Origin of the sequence: Veillonella sp. ICM51a (genome assembly GCF_000524355.1) — a bacterium.
GTDB lineage: Bacteria > Bacillota > Negativicutes > Veillonellales > Veillonellaceae > Veillonella > Veillonella atypica.
Genome location: NZ_JAPX01000045.1, coordinates 53,919 through 78,013, shown reverse-complemented (window position 1 = coordinate 78,013; position 24,095 = coordinate 53,919). Strand labels below are relative to the sequence as shown.

Genomic DNA, 24,095 nt, shown 5'->3' with positions numbered 1-24,095 from the left:
TGTATGTTTTCACACCGCCAGTTGTATTATCTGATACAGTAGCAAGGCCTGTACCTGTTACAGTTACAGCGTCTTGTGCGGCTGCTTTAGCAACATTCTTAACTGCATTTTCAGATACGGCAACTTCATAGGTTTCACCCTTAGCGGTACCTGTTTGACCTGTTACAGTAGCCAAGTTAGTATCGCCAGACAATGTTTTAGCTACTACTTTTTCTGTAGATGTAGCTGCTGTTTGTGCATTAGCAATGGCTGTTTCCATTTGGCCTTTGCTAACGGCAGAAGTAGCTGCTGTACCATCGGCAATATTCTTAATTTCTGTACCACCCGCATTGATACCATCCGTTGTCATGGAGATCGCAGAGGCACCAGTACCACTTGGTGTAATGGTTACACCATCACCATTAATAACAGTAGTATTGCCACTAGCAGTGGTGAAGGTTGCGGATGTTAAACCACTCAATACCTTCGCAAGTCGAATGTTCAATGTGCCTGCCCCATCAGATACGACACCGATGTTACCTGTTGTCAAACTAGCAGCATTTGTTACACCGCCTTTAATGGATAATACTTCACCGTGTTTACGTACAGATGTGGTACCTGTATCGCCAGCAAATTTATGTTCTGCATCGGCTAAGGCTTGTGTTGTGCTTGCTTTTGCTTTAGTCACAGCATCGTTAATAGCAGTCGCTACGTTTTGTGTTGTAGCTACGCCATTAGAACCAGTCGCACCAGACGCACCTGTTGTACCAGCAGCACCGACTTGCCCATTGGCAGTTACGACTAAGTTACCAGTATTCACATCAACCGTGTATGTTTTCACACCGCCAGTTGTATTATCAGATACCGTAGCAAGTCCCGTACCAGCTACTTTCACAGCATCTTGCGCAGCCCCTTTAGCTAAATTTTTAATAACCGTTTCACCGCTAGAGGAAATATTGGACAAATTCTTGTTTGCTGCATTTTCAGCAGCTGCCACGGCATTGGTCAATTTAGCGGTTGGTGTAATAGACACATTATCCCCTGTAGCTGTTGTGGTGATTAAAGCATTAGCACCTGTGTCGCCTTTGATATTGAAAGCAATAGCACTTGTGCTAAGTTTCTTGGCTGTGGTAGAACCAGAGTCACCAACAAGGGCAATGGTGTTCTTGCCCAATGCTGCTGTAGCATCGGAAGCTGCTTTCACAGCATCGTCCATTTGTTGTTTATTCACTGCAGATGTGGCTGTTGTACCAGTAGCAAGCCCTTTAATTTCCTTATTACCCGCATTGATACCATTAGCTTTGTCAATGGATAGGCCACCTACAGTAACTTTGTCAAAGGATACATTCTTAGCTGTACCGATTGTAATCGTACGACCTGTATTAGTTACAGCAATGTTATCGCCATTAACAAAGTTCACCGTGTCGCCACCGGACACTGTTGTTGTACCACTGCCATTCGTCGATACATTCCAAGCAGCCGCTGTTTTAGCCAAATTTTTGATATTCGTATTACCAGCTGTAGACAGGTTAGACAAGTCCTTATTCGCTGCATTTTCAGCAGCCGTAACAGCATCGGTCAATTTAGACGTTGGTGCAATGGTTACATCATCGCCAGTAGCAGATGTCGTAATCAACGCACTGGTTCCAGTTTGTCCCTTAATGTTAAATTTAACATCCCCAGAGGCCAATTTTTTAGCCATCGTGGACCCTGTGGATCCACCAAGAGAAATTGTACGATTGACAGCTGTTGACGAATCCGTAATCGATTGTTTCGTTGTCGTATTCAAGTCATAAGTTACTTGTCCATTCGCACCTACAGTAGCAACAGTGCTTGCACCATTGGTAAAATTAAGACCATCGGATACCTTAACCGTATTAGCCGTACCGCCATTCGCCTTATAGCTAATGGTTTGATCCGCATTTGCTTGGTTAATCGCTTGCGCTACATTATTAGCGTCCGCCATGCCTGCGCTAGCACTAGCCGTACCATTCGTAACAGTAATATTTTGCTTTTTACCAGAAATGGTAAGCGTTTGATTATTGCCCTTTGTCGTAATATACGTGCTATCACCGACTACGTTTAATGCACTATTTGTCAAATTAACGTCGCCCTTTGTGCTGCCGTCGGCTGTGAAAGCAAGGTTCATGCTCTTAAGTTGTGCTACATTGACTGCATCAGTATTATTAGTACCAGCTGCAAGACCTGTTAATTGACGTGTATTGGTACCATCGCCAATAGAAACAGCGGCCCAAGTACTTGTTAACGCATTACCAGATAAGCCAGTAAATGTATTTGTTCGTCCCGTATTAGGATTATAGCCAGCACCAGCTACTGTATTCGCTATGGAACCAGCACCCAATGCTACGCCACCTTCTACAGTAGCTTGTGTATTCGCACCTAGTGCTAATGAGTTCTTGCCGACTGCCTTCGCTGTATTACCGTAAGCGGCAGCATTTTCATCACTAGCAGCAGATAGATAACCAGTTGTGATAGCTTTAAGACCAGATGCTGCACTTTGTTGCCCTATCGAAATAGAACCTTCCTTAGTAGCCTCTGCTTTTAAACCTATCGCTACTGCCCCTGTATCAATGGCCTTAGTATGTGCACCAAGTGCAGTTGCAGAAGAACCAGTTGCTTGTGAGCTTCTGCCAAATGCTACGGAATTAATATTGTTAGAGACCGTATCTTGACCAATAGCAATGGAATCACTATTACTAGCATTCGCATTTACACCAACTGCTAAAGCGTCACTGCCACTAGCTTTACTAGATGTACCTAATGCGAGTGTATCACCAGCAGTGGCCTTCGCATTATAGCCGATAGCCGTTGCCTTAGCCGCACTAGCCTCTGTCTTTTCAGTATTATTATTAAAATTATCTCCATTACCACCGCCGATAGCAATAGAATTTTCAGCAGCAGCCCTCGCACTACGTCCTAGGGCCGTTGCATTTCCACCTGTTGCAACAGCTCTTAGGCCAATAGCTGTATCGCCCCACTTTTGATAACTGTTAATAGTAGCTGCCGTATCGTTATATGGATTAGTACCAATATTAATTCCAGATCCATATACATCTGCACCAGCTAAGGCTTGCCAACCTAATGATACAGAACCTTGTCCATAGCCACGAGCACTTACCCCCATAACAGTGGCCCCCATCTTAGGTGCTCTCGTTTGTTCACCTATAGCCACTGCATGATCCGACATCGCTGATGTTTGATAACCAATAGCAATACCATAGTCGCCCCCAACATTGGTTTGCTTCCCCATTGAAATACCATACGATTTGGTATTTCCTGCACCAATACCTATCGTAATTGTGTCTAGGCCTGCTGAAGATGATGCGAGACCAATTGCAATAGAAGGTGCTACTCTAACAGTACCAGTAGCCGGATCTACTGCAGTCGCACCAGAAGCCACAGAATTCTGACCAATAGCAACCCCACCAGGTGTCGTTGCACCCCACACATTATTGCTTGAAGAAGGTGCTCCTGCCGCCATTACACTACAACTTTGTGTAGCTAATCCAGCCAAAATACTAGCCACCACAATCTTCTTTTTCCCCGTTGTATTCTTCGCCATTTCTGATACAACGACGTAACATTGTTTTGATTTAGACCAAATAACTTTAAATATCTTATTCACAGTCCACGTATCTCCTCATTCTAACTTATATATCAATTATTACTGATAACTCATTCATTTATAAAAGTAGACAATAACGGTCTAGTTTTATACATACATTTATAAAATATCACGTTACATTCATATTTTCAATAATTTAGATATAGTTTTATGAAAATATTATGAAATTTTAAGTAGCTGTAACTGATTTGTTATATTAATTTTATTTATGCGACAAATAGCGGCTAGTACATCGGATGAGATATACTAGCCGCTACATAGTTACGGGTTTTATAATATATTTTTATAAGACTTATATATTGTATTGTTATATATACTTTGTATAATCAACTAATTTTTATTAACACGAACACGTTCAATTGTTGGTTGTCCTTGATGATTTTTTGCCACTGTATCTACGCGGAATAGCGCCATTTCAGGGCTAAATTCTGTTACGAGTTGTTCGTTTACTTGTACGCCGTTTTGAATTGCACGGTATACAATTTCAGCAAATTCGTAACGTGTTAACAAACGATCGCCACCGAATGTACCATCTGGGTATCCTTCTACTAAGCCACGACGAGATAAATCGCTAACGGCTTCGTATGCCCAATGATTGCTTGGCACATCTGGGAATAGTGTAGTGCGGTCAGCTTTCATATTGGTACCAGCTACACCATTTAGAAGAGTTGTCAATTTTTGGATTTGTGCATTTTGAAGAGCTACGGTTTTCTTGAGTTCTAGCACTTCTTTACCGATGGCTACACGAGAACGAGATACATTACTATGAGCGCCGACTTTCACAGAAAGACCTGCATTCACAACGGTTTCCCCATTACCAACAGTAGAGCCTACGCTCAATTGCACGTCCTCATTAGGACGATAGAACGCACCGAGTGCAGCCGCATTACCATTGTGGTAATGACCATAGCCAGCCGCAAAGTCCCATTTTGCATCAGGGTCAAAATCGAGCGGATGAAGGGCCGCCAAGGCAGCAGAACCAGCTACGGCCTTGTTAACGCGTTTGTCTAATTTAGAAATATCGCCTTTGATATTCTTGATATCTGCAGTATTTTGACTGATATTTGTCGTGCTATTAGCAATTTGGTCTTGTACGCGTTTAAGTTGTGCTACGTTGACCACATCTGTATCATTTGTACCAGCTGCAACGGATGTAATTTGACGCGTTACATCATTCGCCACATCACCAACAGATACGGCAGATGCTGTCGCTTTCCATGTGGAACTTGTATCGGTAGATGCTGCATTTGTGCTGATATCATAACCAACCGCACCAGCTGCTATAGTCGCTTTAGAACCGATACCGAGTGCTACGCCGCCTTCGGTAGATACGTCTGTGTTATGACCAATAGCCACTGCATCGTTTACAGCTGTAGTTGTTACTGCATCGCTAGAGCCAATGATGACAGCGTTATTAGCACCTGTTACCTTACGGTTATCACCAACGATAACCGTATTTTTTGCATCAGAAACGGTGTTCTTAGAACCAATAGCAGTCAAGTGCTGTACATTCGTACCTGTATTGCCGACGCCCATAACGAGGTTATCTGCGCTTTCAGCACCGTTAGCGCCTGTTACGGTGTTATTGATACCAATCATGGATGTACGCAATGTGTAGTCTGCCTTGTTGCCACCACCAAAGGCCATTGTTGCGCCGCCGCCGTTAGACTCTTTTACGGCTTCACGGAATTTACCAGCTAATTCCTTCGCAGAATTGCCACCTTCGTCAGGTGCACCATAAATAGATTTAACAGAATTTGTAATTTCATTGCCAGCGCCCATGATAATAGAACCATTGCTGTTGAAAGTTCGATTTGCTGTGCCAACAACGCTATTAGCCACACCAGCATAATAACTATTAGCCGTTTGTGATTCAATGCTATTCAACGAACCATTAACGGTGGCACCCAAATTTTTAACAGGGTTTGCCATACGTCCACCATTATATTCACTGGAAATGATGTTATAGGTACCTGTATTAGTTGTGAAAGCACCATTACTAAAGCTATTAGCCCCCACTGTAGTAGCGTACGCATTTAATGCATATTTACGCGTAGTATTTGTATCTACAGAAATATCACCAAGATCGCCCTTATAATTATGAGAGCCAATCATAGTACTGCCCGTACGAGCAAATGTATTATCACCAATAGCAACGCTACCAACTACCTTTGTTGGATCCGCAGGAATTCTTGAAGAAGAGAGCCAATTACCACTATACGTTGTTTGACCTAACGCAAAGCTAGCCTCTACACCACCAGCCATATTTTCAATCTTTGCATTTTTACCGATGGCAACACTACCACCTTGGCTAGCATAGTTATTGATATTAGCACTATTACCTACAACAATATCGCCTGTAGCAGCACTGGCACCATTAGAATAACCAATTCCAGCATTATTACCAATCGCCACATTCTCAGCCTTTGGTGCATTACTTCCTGTACCATAAGCGACACCATTACCAGCACCTACGGTACCATCGGCTGCACTTGCCACACATATACTCGACAATAACATGCCATTAATTAATAGTGCCAATAGGCGTTTCCGTTTGTTCATAGTCTTCCCTCTCCATATTACAGACATTATATAGACTTATTCCCTCATCATTTCTTCATGATGTTTACATGAATATATTAACATATTTTAAATATTTGTAAATAGTTTATTTAATATTACTATCAAATATTTAATAGTATTACAAATTATATAACTAGTTAAATTAATGGATTTAAACAATAAAAAGCGGATCGCTAATCCCGATGGATTAACTATCCGCTTATATTGTGAGGTTTTCTATGAAAGATCCGTTTATAGTATATATGTAACCGAATTTTCAAATTATTTATTATTTAGTTTTTGTACTAGCATGTCTACTGTTTCTTGTAATTTTTTATTTTGAGCCTCCAATGTATCTACCCGTTGTTCGAGAGCATTATAGGATGCAGGAGAGATGTTTTGTAGTGTTTTGTTTTCACCAAACTTATAGGATACGCCAAGGTTGGCCATGATGCGGTCACTAACGGTAGCACCTGCTGTGAGGAGCAAGTTTTCCTTTGGATAGTAACCCACACCGAGGGCTAGCGCATTGGCATCTTTGTAGTGGCCAATACCGCCCATCACTTGTACTCGATTATCTGGATCAAATTGTATTGGATGTAATGCAGCTAGTGCCGCAGCACGAGCATCGCCTTTATTGGCCTCTTTTCCAATGTTGCTAATTTTGTTATATAGATTATCGATTTGTTGATTTGCACCATATAATTGGGAACCATTGATGGCATCCGTGGATTCCGCGCTAACGCGGCCAGCTGCCACATGAGTGATGGTACGTTCTGCATCAGTAGCGCCTACCGATACGGTGGATACCGGTGTAGTACCAGCAAACTTAATGGTAGTACCATCTGCATAAGTATAACTTGGGGTGCTCACGGCATCACTACTTTCAGCAGTGGAATTATTACCTAACACAACTGCATTATCTAGAGATGTTTTTACATTATTACCCATTACGAATGTGTTGTTGGCGCTCACTTGATTATAGTTACCAACGCTATAGGAATTATCGCCCTTCACGGCAGCTATCTTATACGTTCCTACACCAAAGGCGCCCGATTGGTTACCTTCAATCTTGTTGTATGCACCTATGGCAGAGTTCTTATTGCCTTCAAAAATAATGCCATGACCCATGCCATAGTTAAAATTGCCGTTTACAGTAGAGTTAGAGCCGATTAATACGGTATTATTAGCCTTACTATGGGCAGCTTGAGAAGCGCCAAGCCATACGTTTTTATTGCCTTGAGAATAAGAACCTGCAAAATACCCTATAGCAATTGTATCGGAAATGGTTGAATTATAACCGGCTGCAAAGTTAGCTAAGAAGTTATAATCACCTTTACCACCTGCAAAGGTCTTAGAGCTAAGTGCTACATTGCCACCACCTTGAGAACCATTTAAAGCAAGACGACCAATAGCGATATTATTACCCTTTGCATTCGGATCTCCTGCATGGGAATATGGATCACTGTTAGCTGCCCCAGTATTACCACCAAGCTGAACATTATCTGAATTGGTAAAAGTAGATCCTTGTAGTCCAATATTATAGGCTACACCACCTGATGAAACGATAGGTGTATCAGCGGCTTGCACCAAGCCCATAAAAGATACACTAAACACACTAACCATTGTTACAATACTTAATTTTGTTGCGTAATTCATGTTATGTCCCTCCTACACTCTCCTCTTACACCATGTTGCTATACTCCCGCTAATGTTCTTGATGCGCCATAGATTTCAGCCACCACATAAGGGTTACCGCAGGTACTCAATTTGGCGAGCATCCGTTTTGTATAATCTAAATGCTCTAACAAAGCATCCCGTAGTTTGCGTTGCACGTGGTCAGGGGAATGAAATACGAGTATAGGATCAAAGTCTCCTATGATGATATACGTTGTATGTGGTTCTGGTCCTGGCTCAATGCGGTATTGAAATGGAATAATAACATTGAATAAACCATACACCACATCGCGCGCAATTGGTTTCCGTGCTTTAAGACAAGCAAATGTCATGTTAGGACCTAACGTTCGTGGATCCGTATACATGGGTTTTGACCGTCTTGTTGATTGAATGCCGTTTGCTAGAACACCCTCGTATCGTGCTATCTCTCGCAATACCGTTTTAATGGATTTGTGAATGACATCACGCCGACCATCTACATAATAACATGCGGTGCAGTCACCACCATCTATGTAAACAGGGATTAAGCAACATATATGGTGATCTACATCGCCATATATCGCATTTGGATTACAAGAAATTGATTCTTTATTACTTACCGTTTGATACGCTGTATTATGCATCATTATAACCTTTCTTAAGATTAATGAGTAATAAAACTAAGGAATTCCTCTTGTAAAATTGTATAAATAACACGTGTTATATAAATGTGCTTTAGCAGCACTTATGAGTTAATTGTATACCTATAATTACAAGCTGTAAATATATAAATTAAAAAATATTTTAGATTTTTTAAAGTTACTTATAACTATGCATATTTTGCATATCTTGAATATCGAATTCTTTATTATCCGCTACCATCATATAGTACCGCAATTGGTCGATGGCCTTTTGATGGCGTTGTTGCACAGCCTGTCTAGACTGATGTGTTTCACAGCCTATCTCTACGCAGCTCTTGCCATCTCGATATAGGGCATACAATAACTGTTGTTGCTGCCGTGGCAGTTTTCTGAAAGCAGACCACAGACGATTGCGCAATTCGTCTTCTGTCACCGTACCGACAATATCTCGTTCAAGATCAACATCGCTAGGGAACTGATCCATCGCTGGCTCTGATACATCATCACCGGTGCATAGAGGCAAGGTTAACTCGTGGCGCCACTGATGAGCTGATTGTTTATAAAAATTAAGATAACCATAATGAATGGCTGCTTTCACATAGCCAGAAAATGGTACCTTTCCCGATGTGTGAAAGCTATAGATAGATTCGATAAAGATGATCCACAGAAATGATTCGACGTCATCCGTCATCACAGCCGTACTACATCGGCTCGCATACCGCATGATAAGCGGCCGATAGCGTCGGCATAGCTCGATTTGTGCCGCATCGATAGTCAATTCCTCGATAGGCCACACGGCTCGTTCCGTACTGAGTACCGATACACGACGTTCTTGGCAGACGCGCACTAAACTAAGGTCTGTCACCGCTTGTAACACCTTTTGGGGACAAACCACATGCTTCACGTTCATATTCGTTCCTTTCTGCCTAGGCTTACTTGGAATATACACCCAATTGAGTATTTAGACAAATGAGAAATTCCGCCATAAATGCATAGATTTACAGCGGAATTTTTGTTGTTACATATGTATTTGTGTATAATTACAAACCTATTTCAGAAAAGTACGTCAATTTAGATCAATTTTACATAGCTGCATGAATTTGAATCGATCGTTGTACAATGAGCAAGTTCGAATCAATTACAAGTCGCACGAATTCGAATTCATTTCACTAAAACGATTGTATTAAGCGAGTGTATCTAGCGCAGGTTTTGCAATGGTATCGTAAATATATTGCCCTTGACCGCAATTGATTTCCTCAAGATTTGGGAACACGAACTGGTACCAAAATTGGAACATAGTATTCACAAAATGGTAATCTGCGTAACGCAATGGACCACGGCTACCACCTTGAATACGTCCAATAATTTCCATATCTAAGAGGTCGGCCATACGGGTTGCAAAGGTGCCACTCTTAAGCTCACTGGCATGACATAATTCTGTATAGAACGGCTTATCCAGTTGTGCTAACGCATAGAGAATCGCATTAGCGGCGCCTACATTACGAATGTAGCGCATAAGCAATCGTTGTGGTTCCGTACATAATATGCCTTGTGGTCTGAAGAATAGACGCACAATATTTTCATCTACCGATAAGGCGGGATCTATATGCACGAGATTCCCCGGCATACCACCTGTTACATGGTATAGCTTAACAAGATCTTCGTCCGTATAGTCCCAACCTAATGCTCTCACATCATCAAGTGTGAACGGATTGACCTTGAAATAACTATGAATGTAGGCTGCAATCAAGCTTGATTCGCCCAAGATTCGCCCTTTTAATTCGTCCACATGGGTTCCCATGAGGAGTACGAATACTTTGCCATGGTCGCGATAGGTTTCCATCAAGTCACGCAATATGATAGGCGCTTGTGGAACCGTATCCACAAATGAAGGATAATCATCTATGATGAGCATGATCCGCTTGTCAAGACTTGCTTGAAAAACGCCACGCAATGCATCCTCTAAAGTCTTAAAAGACCCTGATGGCACCTTTAGTTCTCTCTCAATTGATCGAATATGAATGGACTCATTCGCCAAGCGTCCAAGCAGATATATGGTATGACCCTTGCCTAATCGAGCCTGTAACGCTCTAGCGATATACGTTTTACCAACGCTGTAAGGACCGTGTACAACACTCATTTCCATGCGGTCCTGATTGTATAGTTCCATTATGGCGTCAATGACCGCCTCATGGTTACTACATTTCATATAAGATCTCACCTCCCTTAAAATAGTTCTCAGGAGTTTATTATATCATATTTTAAATAAACTATAAAATATATCTTGTAAATTTTAACAAATAGATAATAAATTCATTTTTTACACATAAAAAAACTCTTTTCCCATTATGATATGTACCCCTTTTACTGTTTGTTCAGTAAAGAGGGTACATTATTACAAGAAAAGAGTTTCTATGCCTAATTTTACATTCTTATTATTAAAGCTTACAGTTGTAAGCCATATCTATCGGTCATTGCTAAATTTCATGAGCATGATGCGGCGCACCGCTTCATCAAGGCGTGCTTCGGAAATGGTTCCATTTGCTACGGCCTGCGTCAACGCGTCGTGAACTGCCTTGATGTGCTTGGCATGCTTACAAAGGATAACCATGTCGCTGCCTGCATTAATAGTACGCACCGCATAATCCTCTATGGACATACCAGCAACGGCAGCACCGACCTCGATATCATCGGTCATCACGACGCCGTCAAAGCCCAGTTCATTCCGTAGCCAATCTATAATGATCGGTTTAGATAGACTCACCGGATGATTCGCATCGATAGAGGGTACTTTCACAGCATTCACCATAATCATAGGATGTTCGTCACGCGTCGCATCGATGAGCTGAGCAAATACGCGACCATCATCGTCCATGAGGCTCGCCTTCGACGCATCTAGTTTCATACCAGGCACCGTGTAATCAGCGCCGCCTGGAAAATATTGGTACCCCGTAAACACGCGATTCGCCGCATAGCGTTTAGTAATAGTCTCACCGATGCGCGCCGCCCGGTCCACATCGCTCGTGTACGAGTAAAACGAGTGGGTATTCACCATAACACCCAAATTGAGATTGAACCCAAGGTCGCGCATCTCAATGGCCGTGCGCGTCGCTAGACTCGACACCGCATCAAAGCCCTGTTTCGATAATAGCTTAGAATCCGTCCACGGTAGCATCAAATTAGGTCTATACTGCATGCGTTCTCGATTCATGGCGATGAACGGTGGCATGAGGCTGGACGTATTCGCAGTATCTCGTATGCCTTTTGTGAAAGCCCGCACTTGCTCCTTGGATTCCATATTATCATGATCTAGCAAAATACCGCCTACGCGATATTTACGTACTAATTCTTTTTGTGACTCGTCAAATGTAGTGCCATCTAGACCGATACACATTAACTGACCAATCTTGTCCTCTTGTGACATCGTGCGCACACTGCGGTCCGCCTTTTCCGCAGCCGACGCATTCATAGCGGCAATCGCCTTATACCCTACGGGCGCACGGTCAGAATTTGTCGTCACACTCGGCTCCTCTCGACTACACCCTACAATGGTGCCCATCGTGACGATCGCCAAAACACCACAAGCTAGCCTCTTTACGAACTGCTTCATATCTCTCTACCCTCTATGACAGCTCAACCTAACTATAGATAAACTAGAACTTATATCCTCCCAGTCATAAGTCCTATTGTTAACACTTGTATACTATCATTATAATAAAAAACTACAACCTAGTCGAATATATAACTGATGTATTCTCAGTATACATAGAACTAGATTGTAGTGTTAAGATTATTTACGAGTATGATTTGTTCCTGTTTCATCGGACTCAGATGTGGAATCCGTTGTTTGTTGAGGTGCTTTATGAAGGGTCATCACCGTTTTAGCCGCTACCTTTTTCACTGGGCCTGTTGGTAATACAATAGGTATTTGAGTGTTTACTTTCACAGGACCATTAGCAGGTACAGGGGCTTGAACCGGTGTCGATAACGCCTTGACGATATTTGGTTGCGGTGCCGTTGGCGCTACAGATTGAGCCGCCGTTTGAGCTGCTATCGATTGAGATGCTGTTTGCTGTGCTACCACTGGTTTTGGTGCTTGTTTAGGCGCATCCGGTTGTTGACGTGCCACACGAGCCGCCGCCAAGATACCTGGGTTCCGATATAATAACTGACCACCTTCGGTAGACAATTTTTGATCGTAATAATATACATCAGCGTTGTAATACTCACTACCGCTCGCCACATCATAACGCAAGCCAATCATGGTGTACACCGTAAAATGTAGCAACCCGTCCGGTTTACTGCGATCAATCGAATCGCGGTCCACATACCAATTATTGCCATTATAGGTGAAAGCATAAATATCTTGCCGAGCATCGGCATTGGGTATAACAGATATAAACAGCGCGGCTACAAACATAGCCACTGCGCATATACGTTGAAACATGAGGCCTCCTCATCAAATGATTGTATACGATTTAACAACTTATTATACCACATTTTCTGAGATTGCGTTCCTCTGACATACCTACTTGGAATTAGAACAGGCCTGTAGTATTGATGGGCCCCTTTGATACTGCTCCTAAAATTAGAACAGGCCTGTAGTAATTTCCGAACCTTCGTACATACCCTTTTAAAATTAGAACACGCCTGTTCTAATTCTAGAGACACCATATAATTGATTAAGTTTATTTGGATTTGACGATATATATAATTTTCCTTATAATAAAAGAAGATAGCCCAGCGAGTAGTTCCGTCAGGCTCATCTCAAAAAATACGAAAGTGATGAAATGGCCTTTCAGTTACCTAGTTACCTTAGGATAACGAAGGGCTATTTGTCTTTTCCAAGATAAATAAGAGCCACAAGTGCACCAAAGGCAATAACAACAGTCATCACCTCTAGAATTATCATGATTAACTCATAATCACTCATAGAGCACCCCTCCCTCCATTAACGAAGAGAGGCCCAACCTCGCCGACTATCTTAAACTAATTATAATGCGAACATATGAGTTAAGCAATAAGCATCTATAAATACAGATATACGAGTTAAATTTATAAAAGCCCCAAAGTACTAACAGCTAATATATACGGCTATTAGTACTCTGGGGCTATTTATATATCGACTATATCCTCAGATTGTTTTAGGTAAACATATCTTAGAATTTATGTGTAAATCCAGCGTTCACAGACCAGCCTGCTTTATAGTCGCCAGATAATCCGGTGCTAATATCAGCATAAAGGCTGTTGTTAGCATTGATGCCATAGCGGCCACCGAATGCAAGGTCAGTCCATGTCCCTTTAAGGTCTTGTTCTGTTGATTTCACAGTAGAACCACTTGTGTATGTAGTTTTTACCGAGCCAGAGAAGGCATGGTTAACGCCGACACGAGTATAGATACTGCCTGCGCCAAAGGTCTTACCAATTTCAAGGCCAAGACCGCCAGCAGTGCTGCTTACGCCAGCTTGATCTACATGCATGGTGCCTGCATTAAAGCTATCTCCACCAAAGTGAGTATAGCTCAATTGTGCTTGCGGTTCAATGTATACACCATTTTGTAATTTCACAGTTTTACCATAGCGCGCGCCGATAGTGTATGCATTAGCCTTCGTTTCGCCAGATAGGCTTTCACCAATTTCATTACGAGCTGTGAAAGTATTCGTTACACGACCAACTTGGGATTCAAGTTGAATGTATTGATCTCGGCCGAGGTCTTTCAAACCATAGGCGCCAACAGCAAAGGCCTTTTCTTTGCCAGAGCCATTAAATACATAATCATCATGGCCACGAAGGTAAGACACTTAACCGCCTACAGTCCAACCGCTACCAGTTTTAGCGTCGTAACCACCTTGAATGCGTGTATAGGTTGTATCGGTATCAATACCTTGTGCATCATAGCTATATTGACCGCCACCGATATGGGCCCAAATACCTGTTGTTGCGCCTTGTTGCAATGCACGAGGACGGTAAGTATTTGTTAATGTGCGCCAGCCATTGATGTTGCTCATAATCGCAGAACGAGCACCACGCATATGCGGAGTATCATATGCCATTGATTGGGCTGGGGCTGGGGCTGGTTGTGGTGCAGGTTGCGGTGCCGGTGTTGGTTGTGGCGCCGGTTGCGGTGCTGGTGTTGGTACTGGTGCCGGTTGTGGCGCCGGTGTTGGCGTTGGTACCGGTTGTGGCGCCGGTGTTGGCGTTGGTGCCGGTTGTGGCGCCGGTGTTGGCGTTGGCGCTGGTTGCGGTGTAGGTGTTACTGTTGTATTACCATATACATATTTACCTTGACCATTTTGATCCGCTTGCCATGTAATAGCACCTTCTTTAGCATAACCAGACGTTACTACCTTAAAACGGCCAGATTCAGCACCTTCAGAAGCAATGGCTACTGTGCCTTCAAGGTTTCTTTCACCAGTCACATAGTTATGATAATACACCTTATGTGCAAGATTATCTAAAACCTTGTTTACATTATCCTCAGTAGACAAGTCTAGTCCTTTGCGACTAGTGTATAGATGAGCGCCAGAATTAGGGGCTGCACTTGTGATATGAATGTCACCACCCCAGAAGGAATCGGCCGTTAAACCATTATATGTTGTGATTGGCGGTGTATATTCTGGATCTTCGGTATCTGCATATTCATCATTAGGATCATAAATAAAGTTCACATGGCCTTCGAGCTTATCTATATGGATTTCATTATGCTCCGATTGTGTGACACCATTGTTAAAATTACGGTTCTTAGCACCTACTAAACGATGTACATGACTCGGTGTAGTCATAGTAGAATAGCTTGTACCGGATAAACCACCTTGATAAAAATGATCCCAATAACCCTGTTCACCAAGGAATACATTGATATGATTATCATGAGGAGAATTTTTATCTGCTAAATTAAGAGCAAAACCAACCCATAATGCATCTTTCTGATCTAAACCAATATTGATTATAGAGGAAGTCTCCTCATTGCCGTCAATGCGCACATCACCGTCAAGATTAATATCATAGCCTTGTATTTTTCCATGAGAACCATCAACGCCAAGATTTACAACTCCACCATTAGAAATTACTGCAGGTCTACTTACATTCCCTACTTGAATTAATCCTTCTCTAACGGTAATGGAACCATCATTCTTAGCCACTATAATAGCAGGTCTATCATCAGTTGCACGAGCATGTACACGATCTATAGCAATAATCGCTCTATGATCGGCCTCGATACCTTCAAGAACTCTCGGTACTTCACCTAGGTTCATAACATAAAAATTATCAGCACGAATTACACCATCGTCATCCATAGCCATAGCATTAGGGATAATCGCGCCAGCAATCGCCAGCGCTACAGCTAGCGATAGCTTTGCTTTACTTACATGTCTCATAATAGTCCTCTCACTCTCACAATATAAATAAACTATAAATTATCTTAAATTATAATTTATAGTTTGTCGTTTGTAAATATGAGAGAAATAAAATTAGTACAGGCCTGTAGTATTGCCTGGACCCTTTAATACCTCTCCTAAAAAATAGAACAGGCCTGTTCTATTTCTGGAGAGACCATATCAGGCTATCTTACAAATTAGAACACGCCTGTTCTAATTCTAGAGACACTATATCAGGCTATCTTATTAATTACTACAGGCGTGTTCTAATTTAAAATCCCCTTGATAAGTACCGAGATACTCATCAAGGGGATTGTGTTAGTTATGGAAAAGACAAATAGCCCTTCGTTATCCTAGGATAGCTAGTGAGCTCAACGCACATTTTACGCTTTAAATGTAACACCATTATGCTCTAGTTGTTCCACCGTTTTTTTACCGATGCCTGGTAGCATCAATACTTCTTGTTTAGTAACTGTTTTAAAATCAGCTACTGTGTATAAGCCAGCTTGTGAAAGTGTAATTTGTGCACCAAACCGTATATTGTCATATACCGGATTTCCTCGCACAGCCACACCTTTATCAACCTCTACGGTACTCATATGAGCTGTCTCACATTTTCCTATATAACTATCATTAGAGTACCGATTCACAACAATTAGACCGGTAACACATTCATACGCATCATATAAAGTCTGCCATAATGGGCTTTCAAAACTCACCAATTGAGTCGGTAAAAATGAGATAGCAGTATATAAGCTTATTAATTCCCGTGGATCAAAATCTATATCAATCACTTGGTCTACCATATACATAATGGTCTCTAAGTGGTCTTCCACAAAATCGTTCCACCGCGTTGCATCTTGTAATAACCAATCAATATCTTCATATTCGTCAACAAGGTCTGCTAATACATTATAGGCAATCTTACTTTCACCACACTGCAAAGCCAATAAAATATACAACATATGCATCGGCAACATGATATCTGGTGCCTGATTAAATGCATTTTGTATATCATCGCAACATGCGAGATAGCTCTGATACACCTTGCGACCACGATCCCAATTGGCAGCGCCACAACAAGCAACCATCATGTACACAAGGAATCCTGAATGGTCTTGCTTGTCCCCGTGAAAGACAGGAGTAAAGCATGCAATCGCATCATTATACATATTGTATTCTAAATATATCATCCCCATATCGATGAGGCATCGCATATAAGGACGAGCCTCGATTATATGCCAATCCATTTTCTTAGGTTTTTTCAACGATTCTACTAGCTGTTTTAGCTGATGAAGTTGAAAACTTGGATGCAACTCAAGAGCTATAAGTTCCCGTTTAGCATCTACTTCATCAGGACATAACGCAAGAATCTTATTGTACAATTTCTTTGATTCCTCAGTCGTATCAGCCTCTTTTGCAGCCTCATATAAATCACGTAATTTCATTTCTATCGTATCATTAAAATCACCACGATTATATTGAGTCATAAATGCTTCTATCAAATCCTCAATAGGTTTGAATTCAGCCTCATGTTCAGATATAAATTGTTTCTGTAAACGTAATAATAACTCACTTTGAAAGCGAAACATAGAGTATCTCCTTATACATATAAACGTAAAAATACTACTTATCTGTAATATATCACGAGAGGGTATATTAATTCTAGAGGTAAGGCCTTATTCTATTAATATCTCATCTGAAAATTAGTACAGGCCTGTAGTATTGCCTGGACCCTTTAATACCTCTTCTAAAAATTAGAACAGGCCTGTTCTATTTCTGGAGACCATATCAGACCATATCAGGCTATCTTACAAATTAGAACAGGCCTGTTCTATTTCTAGAGAGACCATATCAGGCTATCTTACTAATTAGAACACACCTGTTCTAATTCTAGAAACACTATATCAGGCTCGTCTTGCTAATTACTACAGGCGTGTTCTAATTTAAAATCCCCTTGATAAGTACCAAGATACTCATCAAGGGGATTGTGTTAGTTATGAACGATACCAATCATCATATTAGAATTGGTAGTTAAGGTCTACACGGTAGTAGTTGGAAAGTTTTTCGTTATCGCCAGTAGCCTTGTTTGTTTTGTTGTTGAAGCCGTAGTATGCTGTTAAGCCCACGTTCTTTTGTAATGCGTAATCAGCAGTTAATAACCAGCCTTTGAAGCCTTGGTAATTCAACGCACTAGTAGTGACACCAGCTCCAGTTGTAGCCCAAGCTGTATTAGTTAGATCGTAAGCGATGTCCCATGTAGAGGATGCAGCGCCTAAGTTTTGGCCGAAGTTGAAGTATTGTGCTTTTACGTCCCAAGAACCGCGTTTTGCTTGGTCGTAGTCACCATAGCCAAGGCCAGCAGTCCATGCAGAACCGTGAGAAACGCCAGCAGCTTTCACCCATTCGCCACCAACCCAAACTTTATCAAAGTTCATGTCTGTGCTGAAGCCATACATGTTTCTAAGTGCGTCACCACTGGATTTGTGTGCATTTCTACGCGCATAGAAGCCGCCAAGGTTCACATGTTTATTAAGTTGGCCTTTAACGCCTGCATAGGTGAAAGTTTTATTAGATTTTTTAGTTAAGCCGTCAAAAGCACCTGCCACAGCATAGCCGTAGGCTGCTTGGAATTGAACTTTGTCGTTGCCTGCGTTGAATTGAACGCCATCGAATGTGTCATCATAAATCAAACCGTTGCCGAGCATTTGGTCGAAGCGACCAGCTTTCACAGACACGCGTTCACCAAATTTATGATTTACATAAGCGCGATCGATAGTAGCCGTTGCATTGCCACCATTAGTCGCATCGCCAAATTCAAAGTCCCCAGATGTTACGCGAACGACAGCATCTGTGCGGTCATTGACCTTCGCGTTGAACTGAATGCGAGCACGCGCGTCGAATTGGGAACCTTTGCTGTAATCGCCCATAGCGTTTACATAGTTACCATCTTTCTTTTGGGAACCAAGATAACGAAGACGCATATCGCCGGTTACTTTCACATTACCCACGCGGTCCTCTAAACGAGCCACGCGAACGCCCAAGTTATTTAATTCGTTAGAGAATTCATCAGCCAAACGGTTAATCAAGGCTTGTTGTTCCGCATTCGCACGATCTTGGTTAGCAAGCGCCTTCGCTACCATTTGTGCTACTTGGAAACGAGTAATACCATTTTCGCCTCTGAAAGTCCCATCTGGATAGCCCGTGATGATGCCAGTGCTAGCCAATTGAGACACGGCTTGGTAGGCCCAAGAATCAGGGGTTACATCGGAAAATGGATTCGCTGCAAACGCAGTTGTTACACCCAACACAGCTGTTGCTGCAAAGATAGCGGCAAATTGTTTTTTCATAACTATACCTCTCTCCAAAAAAGAATCATACACATCTGCAATTCGGCCCTACTAACACGTATCTCCCTAACCCCTTATAAGTGATAACCGTTGTATACAGAATATGACATAAGTATAACATACTATAACAAATATTTTATATTTTAGAGAAAAGTTCATTGGATTTTCATGGGGGGGAGCGAGACGATAAAAATAAGGCACCGACTAAGTCAATGCCTCATTTTTTAGGGTTCTATCAATATTATGTTTATATTGCAATATATTAGTACGCTAGTTGACCAGTAAATACACGATATGTATCGTGTGTTTGTAACAAGTCTTTCACGTATACACGTGATGTTGTATCATCTAATTTCATAGCTAATGTACGACCAAAGGATTTTGCCTTATGAATAAGCTCACCAAGGAAATTAACAATAGTAAAGAAAATCTCTTGTGGTGTCATAGCCTCCGCTTCAAGGGCTGTATCTGCCTCACCTAGTTGTAATGAGTATACGGTATCTGATCCTTGCAAGGAAAAGCGCAAGATGGCAGCACTGGTTTCCATATCATAGTCAAGACGATATGTATTCAATTGTCCGCTAATAACTACATCATTAGCTGCATTTATAATTTCCATATGAATCGGTTGTTTGTTTCCTACAGACAATACATATGTCCCCATACTAACACCCCATCAATACACATTATATACATACCCATCTAATAATATGAAATCAACTCAATCGATTTTCATGATAATTTCATTCATATATAGATTATACAAAATCGGTGTGTTAGGGGGCAATAAACTGAATATAAACTTTATTAGATTTTCACAGCCTAATTTCCTAAATATACCATTAATAAGGGATTGATGAATAATCATAGACTTTTATACTAATGCTCTACTAATTAGAGGGCAAAAAACAAAGGCCTAAATTACTATACCGTTCTAATGAATGCTTACCATCCTTAATAAATTTCCAGGAATCCTCATAAGATTCACAACGAGAAAAATCAGAATCACATAGAAATGCTATGAAATCATCAATATTATCAATATATTTCTCTGAAAACTCTAATGCATAATCTTCCTTTTCTTTATCAGTAGCATTTTGAAGATTATATAATACATGATCTAAATTACAAGACATATAATACACCTTATAGGGAATACCATTGTAAATACCGCTTGTATTAGTACTCAATGTATCTACATTTTCTCTCTTCTGAACATTTCTAATACGAATATTCTCTACGTTTGAGGTTTTTATAGATACAGGTGAATAAAATGGATCTTTACATGATTCATCTAATTGGATGAGTGTATCATCTATATAAGCACCATCCATATCAACAATATGAACAATCCTATCTATGTCTGACTTCTTAAATTTATCTTTTGTAATCCATGATTTAACCTTATTTCCCAAGTGTGCTTTTATTTTTGATTGATCAATATTTTTATCAGTAGTAATATCACCATGTATTATCTTTGTTACAATACGATCACTATCAAAATATTTAACAAAATACCGTTCTAATGCAGAAGCATCTGATGGACCTTCTACGATTACTAGCACTATTTTTTTTCGTGCCACTTATATCCACCAGCTTTCTTGAAAGCATATGAAATTTCAGCATTTTGTGTTGGTTTATAAACTTCTTCTGCTTGCTCACCTAATGTAATATCCCGATAATAAAAATCTCTTAAATTATTAGATGGTTTCACATTTTTAGGCCGAATATAACGATTAGTTGGATTTGTTGTAGTAAAGGCAATACATTCCTTATCTAAGGTTTCTAAAGGACGCAAATTATGAGATGTAAAAATCAATTGACCTTTACCTTTTTCAGCTATAATTCGAAGTAGTTCCCCTAGCAAATATTCAAAAATACCTGCATCTAATTCATCAACAGCAATGGTAACAGATGGACGATTATATACAGCAATTAATAGGCTTAAAATAGAAATAATTTTACGTATACCTTCTGACTCATATTTTAAAGGTATACTTTTATCATTTTTATTAGAAACTAGCATTAAACGTTTACCGTTTTCACCATTTTCTAATAATTCAACGCCTAAATCAGAAGCTGAAATCCGTAAGCCTGGAATAATTTCAGATAAAACTAAATTCATCATACTAATAATATTATGAATTTCATCAACAATAGGTATTGGTAATGTGATTGGTTTATCTAAAGGTAAAGTAATAGTACCGATTCGTCCCATATCATCTTGTTGTACATTTATTTCTAATGGTAATACATTAAGACCGTGTAGACCACTATGAGAGGTTAATACGACAAATAAATCATGATTGCCATATTTCACTAACATATGTATAATCATAAAAATATAATTATACTCACTAGTATTTTCAATAAATTCCTGTCTAGAATTAAGCCGTTTCAAAAATAGTGAAGAAAATAAAAAGGATCTGGATGTAGCTTGGCAAAGCCGTTTATCTACAAGAAAATCAGTCATATCATCATAATGTTTACCAAATAAAATTTCAAATTTGCTTTTAGGTATAAATACTTCTGTAGTATCTGTATTAGCAATTATATTCTTCCTAATCGATGTAGTACTGTTTTCCATTCTATACTGTAATACTTCTTTTTTTACAATAGGTATAGTTTTTATAGAATCTATATTGTCTGTATTACTATCACTAGTAACCTTATTTCTAGCTAATTCTACATCGTAATATACATGTATATTATCATCATCAATTTGTATAGAAAATTCAAAAGAGAGTTCTGCCAAATCACTATTGATATTAATATAATCAACTAAATTATCTGGTAATCTCTGACCCATCAATAACTGTTTTAATATATCAATCGCATTAATCAAAACCGTTTTTCCTGATCCATTTTGTCCGTATAAACCTAATAAATTTGCCGAAGAACATTTCTTATCTACGTTCAATTTAATATGACCATATTCAACATTCTTTAGATTTTTAATTGTAATCTCTTCTAAACGAATAATGGGCGTATTCATAATTAATTCTCCTTTTCTTGTCAATAGTGTATCACAAACTTGACAAACAAAAAAGAAGAACTGTAAAAACAGAATAAAAAATTCCGTTTTTACAGTTCGTATATAAACTTATTCTATCAAGTTTAATTTAAAGCACTAACATCAATATAGGATCTGCAAAAGTTATATGTAATGGCTAATAAATTTTCAATATGTTGATTAAATTCTTTTTCCTTAATATCTTCGTTTATACTTATCTGGTTATGTACCTTATTTAAATATTTTAATAACACTTCTGCTGATTTAATATCTTGTAATCGTAATATTAAAGAATATCTACACTCAATCGCAGTGCTTCGATTAATTGTTAACTTTTCTAACTCATTTTTAAGCGTTATTTTTTCAAGTTCATTCGTTGTACTATTTAATTTATCTTGCAAATAAACTTGTCGCCTACAACCATAATAATATCCGGAAATATCTGTTATATATTTTGAAATCAAATCCATTATTTCTCTACTAAATAATTGTTGCTTTTCTTTTTTATATTCTAACTCATGTAAGCGTTGTATTTCATCAGTTTTACTAATACTTAATAGAACCGCAATTATAGTTCCTACACCACCAATAATTCCACTTGATATACTTCCAAATAAACTAATTATATCAGATTGATTAGGTATTAAAGAGAAAGTTTTAAAATAATATATAGACCAAGATAATATACCTCCAAAAATTAATGAAATAAATATTGTCAATAAAATATATATAATTAGTTTTCTATATTTATTCTTATATTCTAATAAATCATTATGCATAACCTTCCTACCCTCTTTATGGCAGTATAATATATTTTGTATAACCTGTTCTCAAACAATAAAAAAAGAACCTAGCTACTTTATGATTAAGTTACCAAGCAAAATCGTAGAAAGAAGGTTGATTCTCTATGTTTAGAGGTAACATAATCTCAGTTGATACTCCAGATAATCATTCAATTTTTATGGATTTACTTCGTAATGAGCTCGAAACGATGTTAAATACGCTGTTATTAGCTGAATTAACTGAATTAACTGAATTTTTATCCTATGACAAATACGATGTCAGTGGCTATAATACGGGGAATTCTCGAAATGGATATTATGAGCGCTCTTTACATACTATTTTCGATAATATTATAGTCAAAATTCCTCACGATTGATTAGGACAATTTCAAAATAAAATAGATTTTATCTACTATTGTTTCATACAATTTCTTAAATCTCGTGTAGCTTTTTGAATTTCCACATTGGGTAAAAATAATCCAGAAGACCCTACAACAAATAAATCAGCACCCGACTCCCGCATCAATGGCGCATTATTTAATGACACATTTCCATCTACTTCCACCATAATATGTTCATATCCCAAATTATCTAACATTGTTCGAGTATCTTTTATTTTCTGTAAGGTCATAGGTACCATTTTACGACCAGCAAAACCAGGATTTACAGCCATAACATTAACCATTTTAATATTGTCTAATAAATATCGAATAGACTCAATAGATGTAGCCGGACTCAATGCAATTCCTGGCAATGCACCCTTTTCCTCAATTAATTGTAAACTCCCCAATACATTAGAGGTAGATTCAAAATGAATAGAAACGATATCATTTGGTTTAATATCAAACCAATCGAGTTTCCGCTCTGGATTAGTAATCATTAAATGAATATCAAATGGTAAAGTTGTTATGGATCTAACAGCTTTTAAAAATAAATTATTTAACATTAAATTTGGTACAAACACCCCATCCATAATATCCATATGCAAATATTCAATACCTGATTTTTCTAGTTCCCTAATATCCTTTTCGATTTCAAGTAAATTAGCACACATTAAAGATGCAGATAGTTTAACTGGTAACATAAT

16 protein-coding genes and 1 pseudogene are annotated in these 24,095 nt (G+C 39.4%); 1 reads left to right on the top strand and 16 read right to left on the bottom strand.

Translation table 11 applies throughout. The annotated features are described in order from the left end of the window. The 15 genes and pseudogenes from HMPREF1504_RS08055 to HMPREF1504_RS07985 form a co-directional block, all read right to left on the bottom strand. On the bottom strand, nucleotides 1-3,625 hold a 3,625-nt coding region (locus HMPREF1504_RS08055; RefSeq protein ID WP_038124967.1), incomplete at its 3' end, for an ESPR-type extended signal peptide-containing protein. Nucleotides 3,626-3,955: 330 nt separating this feature from the next. Further along, nucleotides 3,956-6,187, bottom strand: a complete 2,232-nt coding sequence (locus HMPREF1504_RS08050) for an S-layer homology domain-containing protein (RefSeq protein ID WP_038124965.1) — start codon at nucleotides 6,185-6,187, stop codon at nucleotides 3,956-3,958. A gap of 282 nt (nucleotides 6,188-6,469) precedes the next feature. Next, nucleotides 6,470-7,846 carry a YadA-like family protein gene (locus HMPREF1504_RS08045; RefSeq protein WP_038124964.1) on the bottom strand — a complete coding sequence of 459 codons (1,377 nt, stop codon included), beginning with the start codon at nucleotides 7,844-7,846 and terminating at the stop codon, nucleotides 6,470-6,472. A gap of 38 nt (nucleotides 7,847-7,884) precedes the next feature. Continuing rightward, entirely contained in the window at nucleotides 7,885-8,490 is a 606-nt protein-coding gene (locus HMPREF1504_RS08040) for a hypothetical protein (RefSeq protein WP_156919375.1), read from the bottom strand. A 172-nt stretch (nucleotides 8,491-8,662) separates the two neighbouring features. Continuing rightward, a complete protein-coding gene (locus HMPREF1504_RS08035) occupies nucleotides 8,663-9,394 on the bottom strand; it encodes a sigma-70 family RNA polymerase sigma factor (protein ID WP_038124962.1) in 732 nt (243 codons plus the stop codon). Between the two features lie 273 nt (nucleotides 9,395-9,667). Next, nucleotides 9,668-10,693 carry an AAA family ATPase gene (locus HMPREF1504_RS08030; protein WP_038124960.1) on the bottom strand — a complete coding sequence of 342 codons (1,026 nt, stop codon included), beginning with the start codon at nucleotides 10,691-10,693 and terminating at the stop codon, nucleotides 9,668-9,670. 255 nt (nucleotides 10,694-10,948) lie between these two features. Then, nucleotides 10,949-12,094, bottom strand: a complete 1,146-nt coding sequence (locus HMPREF1504_RS08025) for a glycoside hydrolase family 3 N-terminal domain-containing protein (protein WP_038124957.1) — start codon at nucleotides 12,092-12,094, stop codon at nucleotides 10,949-10,951. Between the two features lie 180 nt (nucleotides 12,095-12,274). Next, nucleotides 12,275-12,931 carry a hypothetical protein gene (locus HMPREF1504_RS08020; RefSeq protein ID WP_038124955.1) on the bottom strand — a complete coding sequence of 219 codons (657 nt, stop codon included), beginning with the start codon at nucleotides 12,929-12,931 and terminating at the stop codon, nucleotides 12,275-12,277. Nucleotides 12,932-13,643: 712 nt separating this feature from the next. Then, nucleotides 13,644-15,863 (bottom strand): annotated as a pseudogene (locus tag HMPREF1504_RS08015) (autotransporter outer membrane beta-barrel domain-containing protein). A gap of 383 nt (nucleotides 15,864-16,246) precedes the next feature. Next, on the bottom strand, nucleotides 16,247-17,455 hold the full coding sequence (locus HMPREF1504_RS08010; protein WP_038124953.1) for a lipopolysaccharide assembly protein LapB: 1,209 nt from the start codon (nucleotides 17,453-17,455) through the stop codon (nucleotides 16,247-16,249). A 429-nt stretch (nucleotides 17,456-17,884) separates the two neighbouring features. Further along, the gene (locus tag HMPREF1504_RS08005) at nucleotides 17,885-19,213 is read right to left on the bottom strand and encodes an S-layer homology domain-containing protein (RefSeq protein ID WP_038124951.1); all 1,329 of its coding nucleotides are present in this window, start codon (nucleotides 19,211-19,213) and stop codon (nucleotides 17,885-17,887) included. A gap of 262 nt (nucleotides 19,214-19,475) precedes the next feature. Beyond that, nucleotides 19,476-19,877: a hypothetical protein gene (locus HMPREF1504_RS08000; RefSeq protein WP_038124950.1), complete on the bottom strand. Its 402-nt coding sequence runs from the start codon at nucleotides 19,875-19,877 to the stop codon at nucleotides 19,476-19,478. 226 nt (nucleotides 19,878-20,103) lie between these two features. Next, nucleotides 20,104-20,796, bottom strand: a complete 693-nt coding sequence (locus tag HMPREF1504_RS07995; RefSeq protein WP_038124948.1) for a hypothetical protein — start codon at nucleotides 20,794-20,796, stop codon at nucleotides 20,104-20,106. Further along, nucleotides 20,778-22,208, bottom strand: coding sequence for an AAA family ATPase (locus tag HMPREF1504_RS07990; RefSeq protein WP_038124946.1), 1,431 nt, complete (start codon nucleotides 22,206-22,208; stop codon nucleotides 20,778-20,780). Before HMPREF1504_RS07990 ends, HMPREF1504_RS07995 begins: the two co-directional genes overlap by 19 nt. A 122-nt stretch (nucleotides 22,209-22,330) precedes the next feature. Further along, nucleotides 22,331-23,005 carry a hypothetical protein gene (locus HMPREF1504_RS07985; protein ID WP_038124944.1) on the bottom strand — a complete coding sequence of 225 codons (675 nt, stop codon included), beginning with the start codon at nucleotides 23,003-23,005 and terminating at the stop codon, nucleotides 22,331-22,333. Nucleotides 23,006-23,133: 128 nt separating this feature from the next. Between HMPREF1504_RS07985 and HMPREF1504_RS10620 the strand changes: the two genes are divergently transcribed. Next, the gene (locus tag HMPREF1504_RS10620) at nucleotides 23,134-23,385 is read left to right on the top strand and encodes a transposase (RefSeq protein ID WP_051411700.1); all 252 of its coding nucleotides are present in this window, start codon (nucleotides 23,134-23,136) and stop codon (nucleotides 23,383-23,385) included. Nucleotides 23,386-23,420: 35 nt separating this feature from the next. On the opposite strand, the gene HMPREF1504_RS07975 is transcribed toward HMPREF1504_RS10620, so the two are convergent. Beyond that, entirely contained in the window at nucleotides 23,421-24,092 is a 672-nt protein-coding gene (locus tag HMPREF1504_RS07975; protein ID WP_038124942.1) for a ribulose-phosphate 3-epimerase, read from the bottom strand. Nucleotides 24,093-24,095 lie beyond the last annotated feature (3 nt).

Coding starts and splice junctions, on each gene's coding strand:
- HMPREF1504_RS08050 (WP_038124965.1), bottom strand. CDS start 6,187: ATGAACAAACGGAAACGCCTATTGGCACTATTAATTAATGGCATGTTA.
- HMPREF1504_RS08045 (WP_038124964.1), bottom strand. CDS start 7,846: ATGAATTACGCAACAAAATTAAGTATTGTAACAATGGTTAGTGTGTTT.
- HMPREF1504_RS08040 (WP_156919375.1), bottom strand. CDS start 8,490: ATGATGCATAATACAGCGTATCAAACGGTAAGTAATAAAGAATCAATT.
- HMPREF1504_RS08035 (WP_038124962.1), bottom strand. CDS start 9,394: ATGAACGTGAAGCATGTGGTTTGTCCCCAAAAGGTGTTACAAGCGGTG.
- HMPREF1504_RS08030 (WP_038124960.1), bottom strand. CDS start 10,693: ATGAAATGTAGTAACCATGAGGCGGTCATTGACGCCATAATGGAACTA.
- HMPREF1504_RS08025 (WP_038124957.1), bottom strand. CDS start 12,094: ATGAAGCAGTTCGTAAAGAGGCTAGCTTGTGGTGTTTTGGCGATCGTC.
- HMPREF1504_RS08020 (WP_038124955.1), bottom strand. CDS start 12,931: ATGTTTCAACGTATATGCGCAGTGGCTATGTTTGTAGCCGCGCTGTTT.
- HMPREF1504_RS08010 (WP_038124953.1), bottom strand. CDS start 17,455: ATGTTTCGCTTTCAAAGTGAGTTATTATTACGTTTACAGAAACAATTT.
- HMPREF1504_RS08005 (WP_038124951.1), bottom strand. CDS start 19,213: ATGAAAAAACAATTTGCCGCTATCTTTGCAGCAACAGCTGTGTTGGGT.
- HMPREF1504_RS08000 (WP_038124950.1), bottom strand. CDS start 19,877: ATGGGGACATATGTATTGTCTGTAGGAAACAAACAACCGATTCATATG.
- HMPREF1504_RS07990 (WP_038124946.1), bottom strand. CDS start 22,208: ATGAATACGCCCATTATTCGTTTAGAAGAGATTACAATTAAAAATCTA.
- HMPREF1504_RS07985 (WP_038124944.1), bottom strand. CDS start 23,005: ATGCATAATGATTTATTAGAATATAAGAATAAATATAGAAAACTAATT.
- HMPREF1504_RS10620 (WP_051411700.1), top strand. CDS start 23,134: ATGTTTAGAGGTAACATAATCTCAGTTGATACTCCAGATAATCATTCA.
- HMPREF1504_RS07975 (WP_038124942.1), bottom strand. CDS start 24,092: ATGTTACCAGTTAAACTATCTGCATCTTTAATGTGTGCTAATTTACTT.